This window comes from Alishewanella longhuensis (genome assembly GCF_014653435.1).
Lineage (GTDB): Bacteria > Pseudomonadota > Gammaproteobacteria > Enterobacterales > Alteromonadaceae > Alishewanella > Alishewanella longhuensis.
This window is the reverse complement of sequence record NZ_BNAO01000007.1, coordinates 110,758-126,726: the sequence shown is the minus strand read 5'-3', so window position 1 is coordinate 126,726 and position 15,969 is coordinate 110,758. Positions and strand designations below refer to the sequence as shown.

At 47.9% G+C, this 15,969-nt stretch carries 11 protein-coding genes; 9 read left to right on the top strand and 2 right to left on the bottom strand.

The genetic code is table 11. The features are described from left to right. Positions 1-23: 23 nt before the first annotated feature. Entirely contained in the window at positions 24-533 is a 510-nt protein-coding gene (luxS, locus tag IE163_RS13660) for an S-ribosylhomocysteine lyase (protein WP_189433536.1), read from the bottom strand. A gap of 213 nt (positions 534-746) precedes the next feature. On the opposite strand from luxS, the gene dnaK reads away from it, so the two are divergent. From dnaK to IE163_RS13645, 3 genes are all read left to right on the top strand, one after another. Then, the gene (gene dnaK, locus IE163_RS13655; protein WP_189433535.1) at positions 747-2,657 is read left to right on the top strand and encodes a molecular chaperone DnaK; all 1,911 of its coding nucleotides are present in this window, start codon (positions 747-749) and stop codon (positions 2,655-2,657) included. A gap of 64 nt (positions 2,658-2,721) precedes the next feature. Next, a complete protein-coding gene (gene dnaJ, locus IE163_RS13650) occupies positions 2,722-3,861 on the top strand; it encodes a molecular chaperone DnaJ (RefSeq protein WP_189433534.1) in 1,140 nt (379 codons plus the stop codon). Between the two features lie 97 nt (positions 3,862-3,958). Then, complete coding sequence (locus tag IE163_RS13645) at positions 3,959-4,762, top strand: M48 family metallopeptidase (RefSeq protein WP_189433533.1); 804 nt, start codon at positions 3,959-3,961, stop codon at positions 4,760-4,762. Between the two features lie 74 nt (positions 4,763-4,836). Here the strand turns inward: IE163_RS13645 and IE163_RS13640 are convergent, their stop codons facing one another. After that, complete coding sequence (locus tag IE163_RS13640) at positions 4,837-6,165, bottom strand: Na+/H+ antiporter NhaC family protein (RefSeq protein ID WP_189433532.1); 1,329 nt, start codon at positions 6,163-6,165, stop codon at positions 4,837-4,839. A 265-nt stretch (positions 6,166-6,430) separates the two neighbouring features. Here IE163_RS13640 and IE163_RS13635 point away from each other — a divergent pair, with 265 nt between their 5' ends. The 6 genes from IE163_RS13635 (at position 6,431) to greA (ending at position 15,949) form a co-directional block, all read left to right on the top strand. Then, positions 6,431-8,302 carry an MFS transporter gene (locus tag IE163_RS13635; protein WP_189433531.1) on the top strand — a complete coding sequence of 624 codons (1,872 nt, stop codon included), beginning with the start codon at positions 6,431-6,433 and terminating at the stop codon, positions 8,300-8,302. A 319-nt stretch (positions 8,303-8,621) separates the two neighbouring features. Further along, the gene (locus IE163_RS13630; protein ID WP_189433530.1) at positions 8,622-9,776 is read left to right on the top strand and encodes an iron-containing alcohol dehydrogenase; all 1,155 of its coding nucleotides are present in this window, start codon (positions 8,622-8,624) and stop codon (positions 9,774-9,776) included. Positions 9,777-10,020: 244 nt separating this feature from the next. Next, positions 10,021-10,830, top strand: coding sequence for a 4-hydroxy-tetrahydrodipicolinate reductase (gene dapB / locus IE163_RS13625; RefSeq protein WP_189433529.1), 810 nt, complete (start codon positions 10,021-10,023; stop codon positions 10,828-10,830). Between the two features lie 251 nt (positions 10,831-11,081). Then, positions 11,082-12,212: a glutamine-hydrolyzing carbamoyl-phosphate synthase small subunit gene (gene carA, locus IE163_RS13620; RefSeq protein ID WP_189433528.1), complete on the top strand. Its 1,131-nt coding sequence runs from the start codon at positions 11,082-11,084 to the stop codon at positions 12,210-12,212. A gap of 42 nt (positions 12,213-12,254) precedes the next feature. Beyond that, the gene (gene carB, locus IE163_RS13615) at positions 12,255-15,476 is read left to right on the top strand and encodes a carbamoyl-phosphate synthase large subunit (RefSeq protein ID WP_189433527.1); all 3,222 of its coding nucleotides are present in this window, start codon (positions 12,255-12,257) and stop codon (positions 15,474-15,476) included. After that, positions 15,473-15,949 (top strand): transcription elongation factor GreA, encoded by a 477-nt coding sequence (greA, locus tag IE163_RS13610; protein WP_189433526.1) that lies wholly within the window; start codon positions 15,473-15,475, stop codon positions 15,947-15,949. Before carB ends, greA begins: the two co-directional genes overlap by 4 nt. The last annotated feature ends 20 nt before the right edge of the window (positions 15,950-15,969 follow it).

Sequence of the window (15,969 nt, the reverse complement as noted above, 5' to 3'; positions counted from 1 at the left end):
TATCTTAGTCAAAGAAACAGCGGTTAAAGCTTATTCAACACTTCTGCTGGCAGTGCTAACTCGTCATTGCGGTTCACACCCACGCCGCGGCTTAAAATGTTTTGGGCAATTTGCTTAGCTTCTTCCAGCGAGTGCATTTGTGCCGTACCACACTGATAGATATTCAGCTCTGGAATATCCTGCTGACTGGCGACTTTTAACACATCGTCCATCGCCGCTTGCCAGGCGCTGGCTACACGCTGCTCGTCTGGCGTGCCAATTAAGCTCATATAAAAACCGGTACGACAGCCCATAGGCGAAATATCAATAATCTCAACATCACTGGCGTTTAAATGATCGCGCATAAAGCCGGCAAATAAATGCTCCAGCGTATGAATACCTTTTTCCGATAAGATTTCTTCGTTAGGCACGCAAAAACGTAAATCGTATACGGTAATAGCATCACCTTTTGGCGTATTCATCTTTTTGGCAATACGCACCGCGGGTGCTTTCATAATGGTGTGGTCTACGGTAAAACTATCTAGTAATGGCATAACCAATCCTGTAAGTAATAAAAAATCATCTTCCGATTATAGCGCCTGCCAGGCTCAGAAGTTAATGGCTTTTGCTTTTTAGCGGCATTTAAACATTTTTTCGCCACTTAACCTAAAAAATTACTCTTTATAACCTTGAATAGATCAGGGCTAATCCCCACTAATCGGTCATCGCAATGTTTCATTGTTCAGAATATTAGGTGGAGAGTAGTTATGGGTAGAATCATTGGTATTGACTTAGGTACAACCAACTCATGTGTGGCCATTTTAGATGGTGACAAGCCAAGAGTATTAGAAAACGCTGAAGGCACGCGTACCACGCCTTCTATCATCGCTTATGCAGAAGATGGTGAAGTGTTGGTTGGTCAACCGGCAAAACGTCAGGCTGTTACCAACCCGAAAAACACCCTGTTCGCTATCAAGCGTTTAATTGGTCGTCGTTTTGAAGACGAAGAAGTACAGCGTGATATCAAAATCATGCCATTCCAAATTGTTAAAGCAGACAATGGCGATGCCTGGGTAGAAGTTAAAGGCAAAAAATTAGCTGCGCCGCAAATTTCTGCGGAAGTACTGAAAAAGATGAAGAAAACGGCAGAAGATTATCTGGGCGAGCCAGTAACTGCTGCGGTTATCACAGTACCGGCTTACTTTAACGATGCACAGCGTCAGGCAACGAAAGATGCTGGCCGTATTGCAGGCTTAGACGTTAAACGTATTATCAACGAGCCAACCGCTGCGGCCCTGGCTTATGGTATGGATAAGAAGAAAGGCGACACCAAGGTTGCAGTATATGACTTAGGTGGTGGTACTTTCGATATCTCTATCATTGAAATTGATGACGTAGACGGCGAGCAAACCTTTGAAGTATTAGCGACCAACGGTGATACCCACTTAGGTGGTGAAGACTTTGACAACCGCGTTATCAACTACCTGGTTGATGAGTTCAAAAAAGAGCAGGGCATGGATCTGCGTAACGATCCTCTGGCCATGCAGCGCTTAAAAGAAGCCGGTGAAAAAGCCAAGATTGAATTATCTTCAGCCTCGCAAACCGAAGTTAACCTGCCGTATATCACGGCAGATGCCTCAGGTCCGAAACACCTGAACATCAAGGTAACCCGCGCTAAGCTGGAGTCTTTGGTGGACGATTTAGTACAACGTACTTTAGAGCCACTGAAAAAAGCCTTAGCGGATGCCGATCTAAGCGTAAGCGATGTAGATGAAATTATCCTGGTAGGCGGTCAAACCCGTATGCCAAAAGTACAGGAAGCGGTAACGGCTTTCTTTGGTAAAGAGCCACGTAAAGACGTGAACCCGGATGAAGCGGTTGCAGTAGGTGCAGCTATTCAAGGCGCGGTGCTGTCGGGCGATGTAAAAGACGTATTATTGTTAGACGTAACGCCGTTGTCGCTGGGTATTGAAACCATGGGTAGCGTCATGACTGCGCTGATTGAGAAAAACACCACTATCCCGACTAAAAAGTCGCAAGTGTTCTCAACAGCCGATGACAACCAGTCTGCGGTAACCATTCATGTGCTGCAGGGTGAGCGGAAGCGTGCTTCTGACAACAAGTCTTTAGGTCAGTTTAACTTAGAAGGTATTCGTGCTGGTCGCCGTGGCGAGCCACAAATTGAAGTCACCTTCGATTTAGATGCGGATGGTATTTTACATGTGTCGGCCAAAGATAAAGACACCGGTAAAGAGCAAAAGATCACCATTAAGGCCTCTTCTGGTTTAACAGAAGAAGAAATCCAAAAAATGGTGCGTGATGCTGAAGCCAACGCAGAAGAAGATAAAAAGTTTGAAGAAATGGTGCAAGCACGTAACCAGGCCGATGCTATGGTACATGCTACCCGTAAACAACTGGAAGAAGTGGGCTCTGCTTTAGCCGCGAATGATAAAGAAGCGGTTGAAACAGCCATTGCTGACTTAGAAAAAGCCATCAAAGGCAGTGACAAAGCAGAGATCGAAGCCAAAACCCAGGCGCTGATTCAAGCTTCACAAAAACTGATGGAAGCAGCACAAGCGAAAGGCCAGCAAGGTGGTGCCGAAGGTGCCCAGCAAGCTGGTGGTGCTGACGACGTGGTTGATGCTGAGTTTGAAGAAGTACAAGACGACAAGAAGTAATTAACGCTAATACGGGCTGCAGGGTTATACTGCAGCCCTTTTACTGAGAAATAAGCACAGATCTATGTCCAAGCGTGACTATTATGAAGTGTTAGGTGTCGCTAAAGGCGCCGACGATAAAGACATCAAAAAGGCTTATAAACGCCTCGCCATGAAGTTTCACCCTGATCGTACTCAGGGCGATAAAGCCATGGAAGAGAAGTTTAAAGAAGTACAGGAAGCCTATGAGGTTTTGTCTGACGAGCAAAAGCGTGCTGCCTACGATCGTTTCGGCCATGCCGGAGTAGATCCCAACCGTGGAGCCGGTGGCTTCGGCGGTGGTGGCAGCGCCGATTTTGGTGATATTTTCGGTGATGTGTTTGGCGATATCTTTGGTGGCGGCGGTCGTCGTGGCCAATCGCGGGCGCAACGTGGTTCAGACTTACGTTACAACCTCGAGCTAACGCTGGAAGAGGCGGTTAAGGGTAAGTCGGTTGATATCAAAGTGCCAACGATGGTCAGCTGTGATAGCTGCGATGGCTCAGGTGCCAAAAAAGGCACTTCAGCTAAGAGCTGTCCAACCTGTCATGGTGCCGGTCAGGTAACGATGCGTCAGGGCTTTTTTGCTGTGCAGCAAACCTGTCCTACTTGTTCTGGTCGCGGTAAGATTATCCCGGATCCTTGTACTAAGTGTCATGGTGAAGGCCGCATCGAGAAAACCAAAACGTTAGCAGTGAAAATTCCTGCTGGCGTGGATACCGGCGATCGTATTCGCTTAACCGGCGAAGGCGAAGCGGGCATGCATGGCGCCCCTGCAGGTGATCTATATGTGCAGGTGAGTGTAAAAGCGCATCCTATCTTCCAGCGCGACGGTAATAACCTTTACTGTGAAGTGCCGATGAGTTTTGCTATTGCTGCCTTAGGTGGTGAGATTGACGTACCGACATTGGATGGCCGCGTTAAGCTGAAAATCCCGGCTGAAACGCAAACTGATAAGATGTTCCGCTTACGCGGCAAAGGTGTGCAATCGGTGCGCGGTGGTGGTGTTGGCGATCTGGTGTGTAAGGTGGTGATTGAAACACCCGTTAACTTGTCCGATCGGCAAAAAGAGTTGCTGCGGCAGTTGGATGACAGCATGACCGGTGAAAGCGAAGCGAAACATCGGCCTAAATCCAAGGGTTTCTTTGATGGTGTAAAGAAATTCTTTGATGATTTAACTGGCTAAGCTTGCCCGCGACTTGAGAAACCACCCGCTATGGGTGGTTTTTTTATGGCAGAGGGTTAAACTAAGCGGATAGGATTTCCCAATCTAAGGATCTAGTATGTTAAAAAAGCTTCTTACTACTGCAGTTTGTGCGCTGTTAATTGCTTCTTGTGCCGAGTCACCCACTGGCCGCCGCCAGGTGATGTTGTTTGATAATAACCAGCTGAATACCATGGGTGCGCAAACCTTTGAGCAAATGAAAGCCGATGAGAAAATCAGCAGCAATAAAGCGATAAATACTTACGTACAATGTGTTGCCAATGCCTTATTAAAGGTAACGCCCGATGAATATCGCCAGCAACAATGGGAAATCGTGGTATTCGACAGCGAGCAGGTCAATGCCTTCGCTTTGCCGGGCGGCAAAATTGGTGTTTATACCGGTTTGTTAAAAGTGGCCGAGACACCGGCGCAATTAGCTGCCGTAGTCGGGCATGAAATTGGCCATGTGATGGCAGGCCATAGTAATGAACGCTTATCAACAAATCAGTTTTTACAAGCGGGCCTGGCAATAGCAGATGCCGGTTCCAGAGCTTACAATGTGCAATATCAACAACAAATGATGGCAGCTTTAGGCTTGGGCGCTCAACTTGGGGTTGCCTTGCCTTTTAGCCGCACCCATGAAACCGAAGCGGATATTATTGGTTTGGATTTAATGGCCAAAGCCGGTTTTAATCCGGAAGACGCGGTAGCGCTGTGGCGCAATATGGCCGCAGCAAGTGGCGGCAGTGGCCCACAGTTTTTGTCCAGCCACCCAGTGCCGGATACCCGTATCCGTACCTTACAACAAAATATGCCAGAGGCCAGCAGCCAATATACTCAGCGGCGGGCGCAGGGTGCCTTACCTAATTGTAGAAAGCCCTAAGATAGCAGCTCGGATACAAAGAATAATGCCAGCGAAAGCTGGCATTATTCTTTTTAGGGGCTTGAGGAGGGCGGTTAAACGTCGCTAGCAAGCTTAGTGTTGGTGCTTCTTAGCAATACCACTGCTAAGGCCACGGCCAGTAAAATCAGGCAATAATAATTGTGGGTAATGACTTGCCAGGGAGACAAACCAAAGCTGGCGCCAAGCAACAACGCCTGAGCGCCATAAGGCACTAAACCCTGACTAATACAGGCAAAAATATCCAGTAAGCTGGCACTGCGCTTTGGGCTGATCTGATGCTCAGTGGCTAAGTTACGGCTCACTTCACCGGTCAGTACTATAGCTACGGTATTGTTAGCAATACAAAGGTTACTGACAAACGCCAGCGCGGCGATTGCCAGTTGCTGTGCTTTATTGCCAGCCAATTGCAGTTTATTAGTAAAGCTCTGAATTTGCTTTGAGATCCATTGCAGGCCACCTTGCTGCTTAATAAATTCGCTTAACGCACTTACTAGCATGGCTAATAAAAAGATCTCTTGTACATTGGCAAAGCCGGTTGCGATATCCTGGCCCAGGTTCTGAATCGCATAGTCTGCAAAGAGACTGCCTTGTAAAGCCGCCAGCAAAATGCCCAGCAGTAAAACCACAAAAACGTTCAGGCCCAGCACAGCCAAAATTAAAATAGCGGCATAAGGCAGTACACCCGTCCAATTAAACGCATCAGTAACAACTGGGCTGGCATTGGTAGTCAGCAGGCCATATGCCAGTAAGGTTAACACTGCCGCTGGCAAGGCAATTTTAATATTCTCTTTAAATTTATCGGCCATATTGGCACCCTGGGTGCGGGTGGCGGCAATGGTGGTATCGGAAATAATAGATAAGTTATCCCCAAACATAGCGCCGCTTAATAGCACACCGGCCACTACTGCCGGGTTTAAGTCGGCTTGATTAGCCAAACCTACCGCAATAGGGGCCAGTGCGCCAATAGTCCCCATAGAGGTGCCCATGGCGGTCGATACCAGGGCCGCAATAACAAATAAGCCGGGTAAGATAAACTGAGCTGGGATAATGCTTAAACCGGCATTGACCACTGCATCGACACCGCCGGTTGCGGTGGCCACACTGGCAAAGGCACCGGCCAGCAGGTAAATCAGACACATAGTAATAATATTGCTATTACCAGCGCCTTTAACAATCACCTCAATAGACTGGGTTAAGGGCGCACGATGCAGCCATACTGCTAACATCAAGGCTGGTAAAATCGCGACATGACCGGGTAACTGATAAAAAGCATAGTCCACATTCTGGCTCTGAAAATACAGGCCGCTACCTAAAAATAGCAGGACAAAAAACAGCAAAGGGAAGAGCGAGCGTTTTGCTCCAACTGGGATAGCAGTATTCACGTTAGCAACCTCATAAAATGGCAGCGCAATATATAGATGTCCAGACGTCTTGTCAAATTTTGGAGCATGACACTTTCAGCTAATTTACCAGGCATACCAGCGTGTAAAAAAGGCGCTGCCTATGCCAGGAAAATTTAATGCTGAAAAGGTGACTTAGGCTACGTTAGTGTAATATCGTGTTAAAACACAAATGATATTGCGTTCTTACTTAGAACCAGAAAATCAAAAGCCCATAACATATCATGCTGCATTACAAGGAATAGGTATGGCTAAATCAACAAGATTGTCGTCGAAACGTTTTATTCCGTTTTTTCTAACCCAGGCCCTGGGGGCGTTTAACGACAATGTGTTTAAAAACTCACTGATGCTGTTGCTTACGTTTACTGCCGCCAGTGCAATGCCCTGGAGTGTCGATGTTAGTATGAATCTGGCAGCGGGTTTGTTTATTTTGCCTTTCTTATTATTCTCGGCCACTGCCGGCACCCTAGCGGATAGCGTCTGCAAAACCAGGTTGATTCAGCGGTTAAAGCTGCTGGAAATTGGTTTGATGTTATTGGCCGCTGCTGCCTTTATGTTTGAACAATATCTGGCGTTGCTGGCACTGTTATTTTTAATGGGAGCTCAGTCGGCATTTTTTGGGCCGGTGAAATATGCCATCTTGCCGCAACTGTTAACCGACCGCCAACTCTTGGCAGGCAATGCCTGGGTAGAGATGGGCACCTTTGTCGCTATTTTGCTTGGTACCATTGTTGGTGGTTTATTAGTCGGTTTTGCCAATGCGCTGTTATGGATAGGCGTTATGGTTATTGTCTTTGCGATCATGGGTTACTTAGTGAGTTTAATGATCCCGGCCGTAGGTGTCGTGGCTGGTGGCCCTAAGTTTCGCTTTGCCCCCTGGCAACAAAGCGTCGAAACCGTAAAAATTAGTTATCAAAACCGCACGCTGTACCTAGCTATTATGGCCATTAGCTGGTTTTGGTTTTTAGGCGCCAGTTATTTAACGCAGTTTCCAAACTTTGCCAAAACGGTATTGGGTGGTGACAACACCGTGGTTACTGCCTTGCTGGTTGCTTTTTCTGTTGGGGTGGGGTTGGGCTCTATGCTCTGTGAGCGCTTGTCGGGAGAAAAAGTTGAGCTGGGTATAGTCCCTATTGGCTCGGCAGGCTTAACGATTTGCGGCATCAGCCTGTATTTTAGTACTCCCGAGCTGGCGGTAACGGAATTGGTCTCGTTAGGGACGTTTTTAAGTTCGGCTTTTGGCTGGTGGGTATTACTGGACCTGACGCTAATAGGGGTGTTTGGCGGGCTTTTTATTGTGCCTTTATATGCCATGCTGCAACAACGGGCGCAGCCCGAGCAGCGGGCAAGGATGATCGCGGCCAACAATATTTTTAATGCCTTATTTATGGTGGTGAGTGCCGCCGCGGGCATTTTATTTTTAGCCGTATTTAAGCTAACCATACCACAGTACTTTTTAATATTGGCGTTAATGAATGCGGTAGTGGCTATCTACGTCTATACGCGGGTGCCGGAGTTTGTGCTGCGTTTTGTCATTTACCTGCTAAGCCATACCATGTATCGGGTGAAGGCTGAAGGATTGGACAATATCCCGGACGAGGGTGCGGCGGTGTTGGTGGCGAATCACGTGAGTTATGTCGACGCCTTACTCATTGCCGGCGCGGTGAGAAGGCCAGTACGCTTTGTGATGTATAAAGGTATCTATGATTTACCGGTGGCTAATTGGCTATTTCGCGCCGCCAGAACCATTCCCATCTGTAGTAAGCAACAAGATGAAGCGATTTATGAAGCGGCCTTCGCTGCAATAAAACGCGAGCTGGAAGAGGGTAATTTAATTTGTATTTTCCCGGAGGGGCGTTTAACCAAAGATGGCGAGATAGACAGTTTTCGGCCAGGTATCGAGCGTATTATTAGTGAAAGTAGCGTGCCGGTAGTCCCTATGGCGTTGCAAGGTTTGTGGGGCTCGTTTTTTAGCCACCATGGCAAGGGCGCGTTCAAATTTAAAGGCCGCTTTTGGTCAAAGGTGACCTTAACGGCGACCACCGCCGTGGCGCCAACAGAGGTGAGTGCTGCTAGGTTAGAGCAGCAAGTGCGACAACTGCGGGGTGATCATCGCTAAAAAATGGCCAGAGGTCGCTTTTTAGTAAGCGCCTCTGGGCTAAAGCTTGATCCAAACTGTGGTTGGCCCCATAGATGTGCAAGGCGTACTTAAACGCTTAAGTCCAAATGCGTTGAAACCCTTTTTTGCATTTGTACCCAAAACAATTAAGGTTGCAGGCAAGCGGCAAGTACGAAAATGATAGTCCTTGCTATTAGCCTGCTGGCTAATAGCATTTTGCTGGGCTGGCGTTTTAGTGCAAGAACCTCGCAAATACTGAGACAACTTTAAGGGTGAAGGGTATCTGGGTTTAAGCACTATCAGAAGGTGGAACCACTTCATGTTTAATTTTTCTTTTCATAATCCTACCCGTATTATTTTTGGCCGTGAGCAAATGACGCAGCTCAGCAACTTAGTAAAGCCTTTTCAAAAAGTGTTGCTGATTTATGGCGGTGGCTCGATAAAAAATAACGGCGTTTACCAGCAAGTCACTGCTGCGCTAACCGAGAGCAGTTTTATTGAATTCTCGGGTGTAGAGCCAAATCCTAGTTTTGAAACCCTGATGCGTGCTGCCGATATAGTGCGGCGCGAAAAAATTGACTTTATTCTAGCGGTTGGTGGCGGCAGTGTGATCGATGGCGCCAAGTTTGTCGCTGCCGCAGCGTTATTTAATGGTGATGCCTGGGATATCTTAGCCAAGGGTGCCAAAATTACTGAAGCGGTGCCGCTGGGCTGTGTGTTAACCCTGCCCGCCACAGGCACAGAGAGTAATGGTAACTCCGTGGTGACGCGTTATGAAACTCAGGAAAAGCTGGCTTTCTCTAGCCCTTTAGTCTACCCGCAATTTGCTATTCTTGATCCTACAGTTACCTACAGTTTACCCCCCAAGCAAGCGGCCAATGGTGTGGTGGATGCCTTTGTGCATGTGATGGAGCAATACCTGACTTATCCGGTTAATGCACCGGTGCAGGATCGCTTTGCTGAGGGCTTACTACTGACCTTGATTGAGGAAGGCCCGAAAGTTATCGCCGATCCGGAAAACTACGAGGTGCGTGCTAATGTGATGTGGGCTGCCACCATGGCGCTAAATGGCTTAATTGGTCAGGGCGTACCGCAAGATTGGGCTACCCATATGATAGGGCATGAGATCACCGCTTTATATGGCTTAGATCATGCACAAACGCTAGCTATCGTGTTACCGGCACTAATGCAGCAGCAACGCCAGCAAAAGCGTGCCAAGCTGTTACAGTATGGTCAGCGCGTGTGGCAATTACAGCATCAGGATGAAGAGCGCTTAATTGACGAAGCCATTAGCCATACCCGCCATTTCTTTGAGCGGATGGGGGTACCGACCCGCCTAACCGATTATGGCCTTAACGCTGAGGTGGTGGATAAACTGGTTGAAAAACTGGTGCAGCATAAGATGGTGAAGCTGGGTGAGCATGGTGATATTACGCCAGAGGTTAGCCGCAGTATTCTGCAACAGGCGTTATAACTGCTCTTTACATACTAAGGCGCAAGCAGCAGAAAAGCCTACAGCAACAAAGCCAGAGATTATTTTCGTCTCTGGCAATAATGCCATAACACCATTAAATCAGCCGTTTAGCTTTTATCCAAATAACATCGAGCTGCAGTTAAGTCTGCAACTTGATGTTGTTTGGTGAAATTACGGCTGTTTTGCTTTTTTATCCGCCGAGCTTTTGTTTTAATAACGCAAATTAAATTTAGCAGAGTAAATTATGACGAGTATTGGGATCTTCGGTGCTAACGGTCGGATGGGTCGCGCCTTAATCACGGTGGCAAAAGAGCAGCAGTTAAGTCTAGCTGCCGCAACGGTGCGTAGTGGCTCTGACTTAATAGGCATCGATGCCGGTGAGCTGGCTGGCTGTGGCAAGATCGGACTTGCCTTAGCCGCGACCTGCGCTAAGGCGGTGCAACAGGCCGATGTTTGGATTGACTTTACTATGCCGGAACCGATGCTGGCGCATCTAAAGCTCTGTGTTGCCGAGCGCAAGGCGATGATTATCGGCGTAACCGGCTTAACCGACGCGCAGTACGCTGAAATCCAGGCAGCGAGTAAAGTGATCCCCATTGTTTGGGCACCGAATATGAGTGTAGGGGTTAACCTTATGCTGCACCTGGCGCAAACCGCCGCCAAAGTGATGGGCAATACCGCCGATATTGAAATCATTGAAGCACATCACCGCTTTAAAAAAGATTCACCCTCTGGCACCGCGATGGCAATAGGTGCCAGCATTGCCCGTAGCTTAAACCGTGACTTAACTGAAGTTGCTGTGTATGGTCGTGAGGGCATGATTGGCGAGCGGCCGCAGCAAACCATTGGTTTTGCTACAGTGCGTGGTGGCGACATTATTGGCGATCATACTGCACTCTTTGCTGATATAGGCGAAAGGTTGGAAATTAGCCATAAAGCTTCAAGCCGTAATACCTTTGCCCAAGGCGCTCTGCGCGCTGCTTTATGGTTGCAAAATAAACAACCAGGACTTTATACCATGCAACAAGTGCTGGGTTTGCCAAAGTTAGATTAAACTTTTGCGGCACTTAGCATAAAAACGTGCTAAAGCCGCTATTTTTATAAAATAAGAAAAAAGTCATAGCCAAAATTACGCTTTTCACCTAAAATAAGCAGGTTTGCCCGTACGCTGTAAATTTCCTGAGTTTTTGCTTGAAAACTCGGGAACTGCAGGTGCGCGGTAAATACGGGTATCAGAATTTTAGGTCAAAACGGGTCGTAAAACGCGTCAGGTTTTCACCCGTTTTTTGCTGTTTGGAGGTTATTTTGACTAAGTCCGCCCTGCTCGTACTGGAAGACGGCACCGTATTTCGCGGTACAGCCATTGGCGCCGAGGGAGTTTCTGTAGGTGAGGTAGTATTTAATACCTCAATGACCGGGTATCAGGAAATATTAACTGATCCCTCTTATGCAGAACAAATTGTAACACTTACCTATCCTCATATTGGTAACACCGGGACCAATGAGGAAGATGAGGAATCCGGCAAGATTTGGGCGAAAGGCCTAATTATCCGTGACCTCCCGCTATTAGCCAGCAATTTCCGTAATCAACTCTCCCTTAGTCAATATTTAAAAAACAACAATATTCTCGGCATCGCCGATATCGATACCCGCAAATTAACCCGTATTCTTCGTGAAAAAGGCGCCCAAAATGGCTGCCTAATAGCGGGTGACAACCTGGACGAAGCAAAAGCGCTAGAATTAGCCAAAGGCTTCCCAGGACTGTCAGGTATGGATTTAGCCAAGGAAGTCACGGTAACTGAAGCCTATCAGTGGACAGAAGGTAGCTGGCAGTTAGGCGAAGGACATAAAGCCGCGCCTGCAGCGCAGTTTCACGTTGTTGCTTACGATTTCGGTGTAAAGCGTAATATCTTACGCATGTTAGCCGACCGCGGCTGCAAACTCACGGTAGTGCCCGCGCAAACGTCGGCTGCCGAAGTATTAGCGCTAAATCCAGATGGTATTTTCTTATCCAATGGCCCTGGCGATCCAGCTCCTTGTACCTATGCTATCGAAGCCATTAAAGCCTTTTTAGAAACCGATATTCCTATCTTCGGTATTTGTTTAGGTCACCAATTATTGGCGCTAGCCAGTGGCGCTAAAACCGTAAAAATGGCGTTAGGCCATCACGGTGGTAACCACCCGGTGCAAAACCTTGATACCAAACGCGTACTTATCACTGCGCAAAACCATGGTTTTGCGGTAGAAGAAGCGAGCTTACCGGCTAATTTACGTGCAACTCATAAATCGTTATTCGACGGCACCCTGCAAGGGATCCACCGTACTGATAAACCGGCATTCAGTTTTCAAGGCCACCCGGAAGCGAGCCCTGGCCCGCACGAAGCCTCTGAGCTGTTTGACCACTTTATCGGATTAATGCAACAAGCCAAAGCCTGAGCTTAAGCGGACGCAAAGACTGAATTACGGAGATTTACTGCAATGCCAAAACGTACCGACCTAAAAAGTATTCTGATCCTGGGCGCTGGCCCCATCGTTATCGGCCAAGCCTGTGAATTTGACTACTCAGGCGCCCAAGCCTGTAAAGCCTTAAAAGAAGAAGGCTACCGGGTTATTCTGGTGAACTCTAATCCAGCGACCATTATGACCGATCCAGAAATGGCCGATGCTACCTATATCGAGCCAATTCACTGGCAGGTCGTAGAAAAGATTATTGAAAAAGAGCGCCCGTGCGCTGTGCTACCGACTATGGGTGGCCAGACAGCACTGAACTGTGCGCTAGAGCTGGAACGCCATGGTGTCTTGGCAAAGTACAATGTAGAAATGATTGGTGCGACCGCCGATGCCATTGATAAAGCTGAAGATCGCAGCCGCTTTGATAAAGCCATGCGTTCCATTGGTTTAGCCTGTCCACGCGCGGGCTTAGCCCACTCGATGGAAGAAGCCTATCAGGTTTTAGAAAGCATTGGCTTCCCTTGTATTATTCGTCCGTCGTTTACTATGGGTGGCTCGGGCGGTGGTATTGCGTATAACCGCGAAGAATTTGAAGAGATCTGTACCCGTGGTTTAGATCTGTCGCCAACCAAAGAGCTATTAATTGACGAATCGTTAATTGGTTGGAAAGAGTATGAAATGGAAGTGGTACGCGACAAAAACGATAACTGTATTATCGTCTGTGCCATTGAAAACTTTGATCCTATGGGCGTACATACCGGCGACTCAATCACCGTAGCACCGGCGCAAACCCTGACCGACAAAGAATACCAGATTATGCGTAACGCCTCTTTGGCCGTACTGCGCGAAATTGGGGTTGAGACGGGTGGTTCAAACGTGCAGTTTGGTATTAACCCAGAAGATGGCCGTATGGTCATTATCGAGATGAACCCGCGGGTATCACGCTCATCCGCGCTGGCCTCGAAAGCAACGGGTTTCCCGATTGCCAAGGTCGCTGCCAAATTGGCCGTAGGTTACACGCTTGACGAGTTAGCCAACGATATTACGGGCGGTGTGACGCCTGCGTCATTCGAGCCAAGCATCGATTACGTGGTTACCAAGGTGCCACGCTTTAACTTTGAAAAATTTGCTGGTGCTAATGATCGCTTAACCACCCAGATGAAATCGGTGGGTGAGGTGATGGCCATTGGTCGTAACCAGCAAGAATCTTTGCAAAAGGCCTTACGTGGTTTAGAAATTGGCGTATCGGGTTTAGACCCTATCCTTGACATCAAAGCGCCAGAAACCAAAGAAAAGCTGATTCGTGAGCTGCGCGAGCCAGGCGCACACCGTATTTGGTATATCGCCGATGCCTTCCGCTTTGGCATGAGCATGGACGATATTTTCAAGCTGACTAAGGTTGATCCTTGGTTCCTGGTGCAAATTGAAGATCTGGTCAAAGAAGAACAAGCATTAAGCGTTGATGGCTTTGCTGCACTGGATGAAGCACGCATTGCCCGCTTAAAGCGTAAAGGTTTTGCCGATGCCCGTATCGCCGATGTACTGGGTGTAAGTGAAACTGAAGTACGTAAAAAGCGCTACAGCTACAATATTCACCCGGTATATAAGCGGGTAGATACCTGTGCTGCTGAGTTTGCTTCCAACACCGCCTATATGTACAGCACCTACGATGAAGAATGCGAAGCGGCACCGACTAACCGCGATAAGATTATGATTATCGGTGGCGGCCCGAACCGCATTGGTCAGGGTATCGAGTTCGACTATTGTTGTGTGCATGCGGCTTTAGCTCTGCGAGAAGATGGTTATGAAACCATTATGGTTAATTGTAACCCAGAGACCGTTTCAACTGATTACGACACCTCCGACCGTTTGTATTTCGAGCCGATTACGCTAGAAGACGTGCTGGAAATTGTACGTAAAGAGCAGCCAAAAGGCGTTATCGTACAATACGGTGGTCAAACGCCATTAAAATTAGCCCGTGCCTTAGAAGCGAACGGCGTGCCAATTATTGGTACCTCGCCAGATGCCATTGACCGCGCTGAAGATCGTGAGCGTTTCCAACAAGCAGTTACCCGTTTAGGCTTAAAGCAGCCGAAAAACGTTACCGTAACCAGCTTTGATGAAGCCATTGCCAAAGCGCCAGAAATTGGTTACCCGATGGTGGTACGCCCGTCTTATGTATTGGGTGGCCGGGCCATGGAAATCGTTTACGACGAGCAAGATTTACGTCGTTATATGAACGAAGCGGTAAGTGTGTCAAACGATTCACCAGTATTGCTGGACAACTTCTTAGATGACGCTATTGAAGTCGATATCGATGCGATCTGTGATGGCAAAGAAGTCGTGATCGGCGGCATTATGGAACACATTGAGCAGGCGGGTGTCCACTCGGGTGATTCTGCCTGTACCTTGCCACCGCATAGCTTGTCGCAGCAGATCCAAGATGTAATGCGCGATCAGGTGAAAAAACTGGCACTAGAGCTGGGCGTTGTTGGCTTAATGAATACCCAGTTTGCGGTAAAAGATGGCGAAGTGTACCTGATTGAAGTGAACCCGCGCGCTGCCCGTACCGTGCCTTTTGTATCAAAAGCCACCGGTGTTGCTGTAGCGAAAGTGGGCGCGCGCTGTATGGCGGGTCGCTCGCTAGCGGACCAGGGTATTACCAAAGAAATTATCCCGCCGTACTTCTCAGTAAAAGAAGTGGTGATCCCGTTTAACAAGTTCCCTGGCGTGGATCCGATCCTCGGCCCAGAAATGCGTTCAACCGGTGAAGTGATGGGCGTGGGTGATACCTTTGAAGAAGCCTTTGCTAAAGCAGAACTGGGTTGTGGCATTTTAATTCCTACCGGTGGCCGTGCCTTGCTTTCTGTACGTGACAGCGATAAAGTGCGCGTTGTTGAGTTAGCGAAACGCATGGTGGAAACAGGTTTTGAGTTAGACGCCAGTGGCGGTACCGCAGCAGCCTTAAAAGCCGCCGGTATTGAATGCCGGGTGGTGAACAAAGTATTTGAAGGCCGTCCTAATATGCTAGACCGCATCAAAAATGGTGAATACAGTTATATTGTAAACACCACCGAAGGGCGGCAAGCCATTGAAGACTCTAAAATGTTGCGCCGCAGTGCCTTGCAACATAAGGTCAATTATACCACTACCTTAAATGCCGCTTTTGCTACGGTAAAAGCCAATGCAGCCAGTGCTTTTGTTAACGTGAATTCAGTACAGGAATTGCATAAGAGAGTTAACGGATGAGTTTAATCCCAATGACCGTTCAGGGCGCAGAAGCGCTGCGCCTTGAATTGAATGAGTTAAAAAGTGTGAAACGCCCAGCGGTGATCCAAGCCATCGCTGAAGCGCGTGCGCATGGTGACTTAAAAGAAAACGCCGAATACCATGCCGCTCGCGAGCAGCAGGGGTTTATTGAAGGGCGTATTCAGGATATTGAAGGCAAATTATCCAATGCCCAGATCATCGATATCACTAAACTGCCGAATAACGGTAAAGTGATTTTTGGTGCTACGGTAACCATTCTTAATCTGGATACAGAAGAAGAAGTGACTTACCGTATTGTGGGTGACGATGAAGCCGATATTAAAAATAACCTGATTTCGGTTAACTCACCGATAGCGCGTGGCTTAATTGGTAAAGAAGCCGATGACGTTGTCAACATTACTACACCAAAAGGCGTGGTAGAGTTTGAGATCACGGCAGTGCAGTATAAGTAACTGAACGTTGTTGCAGTTAC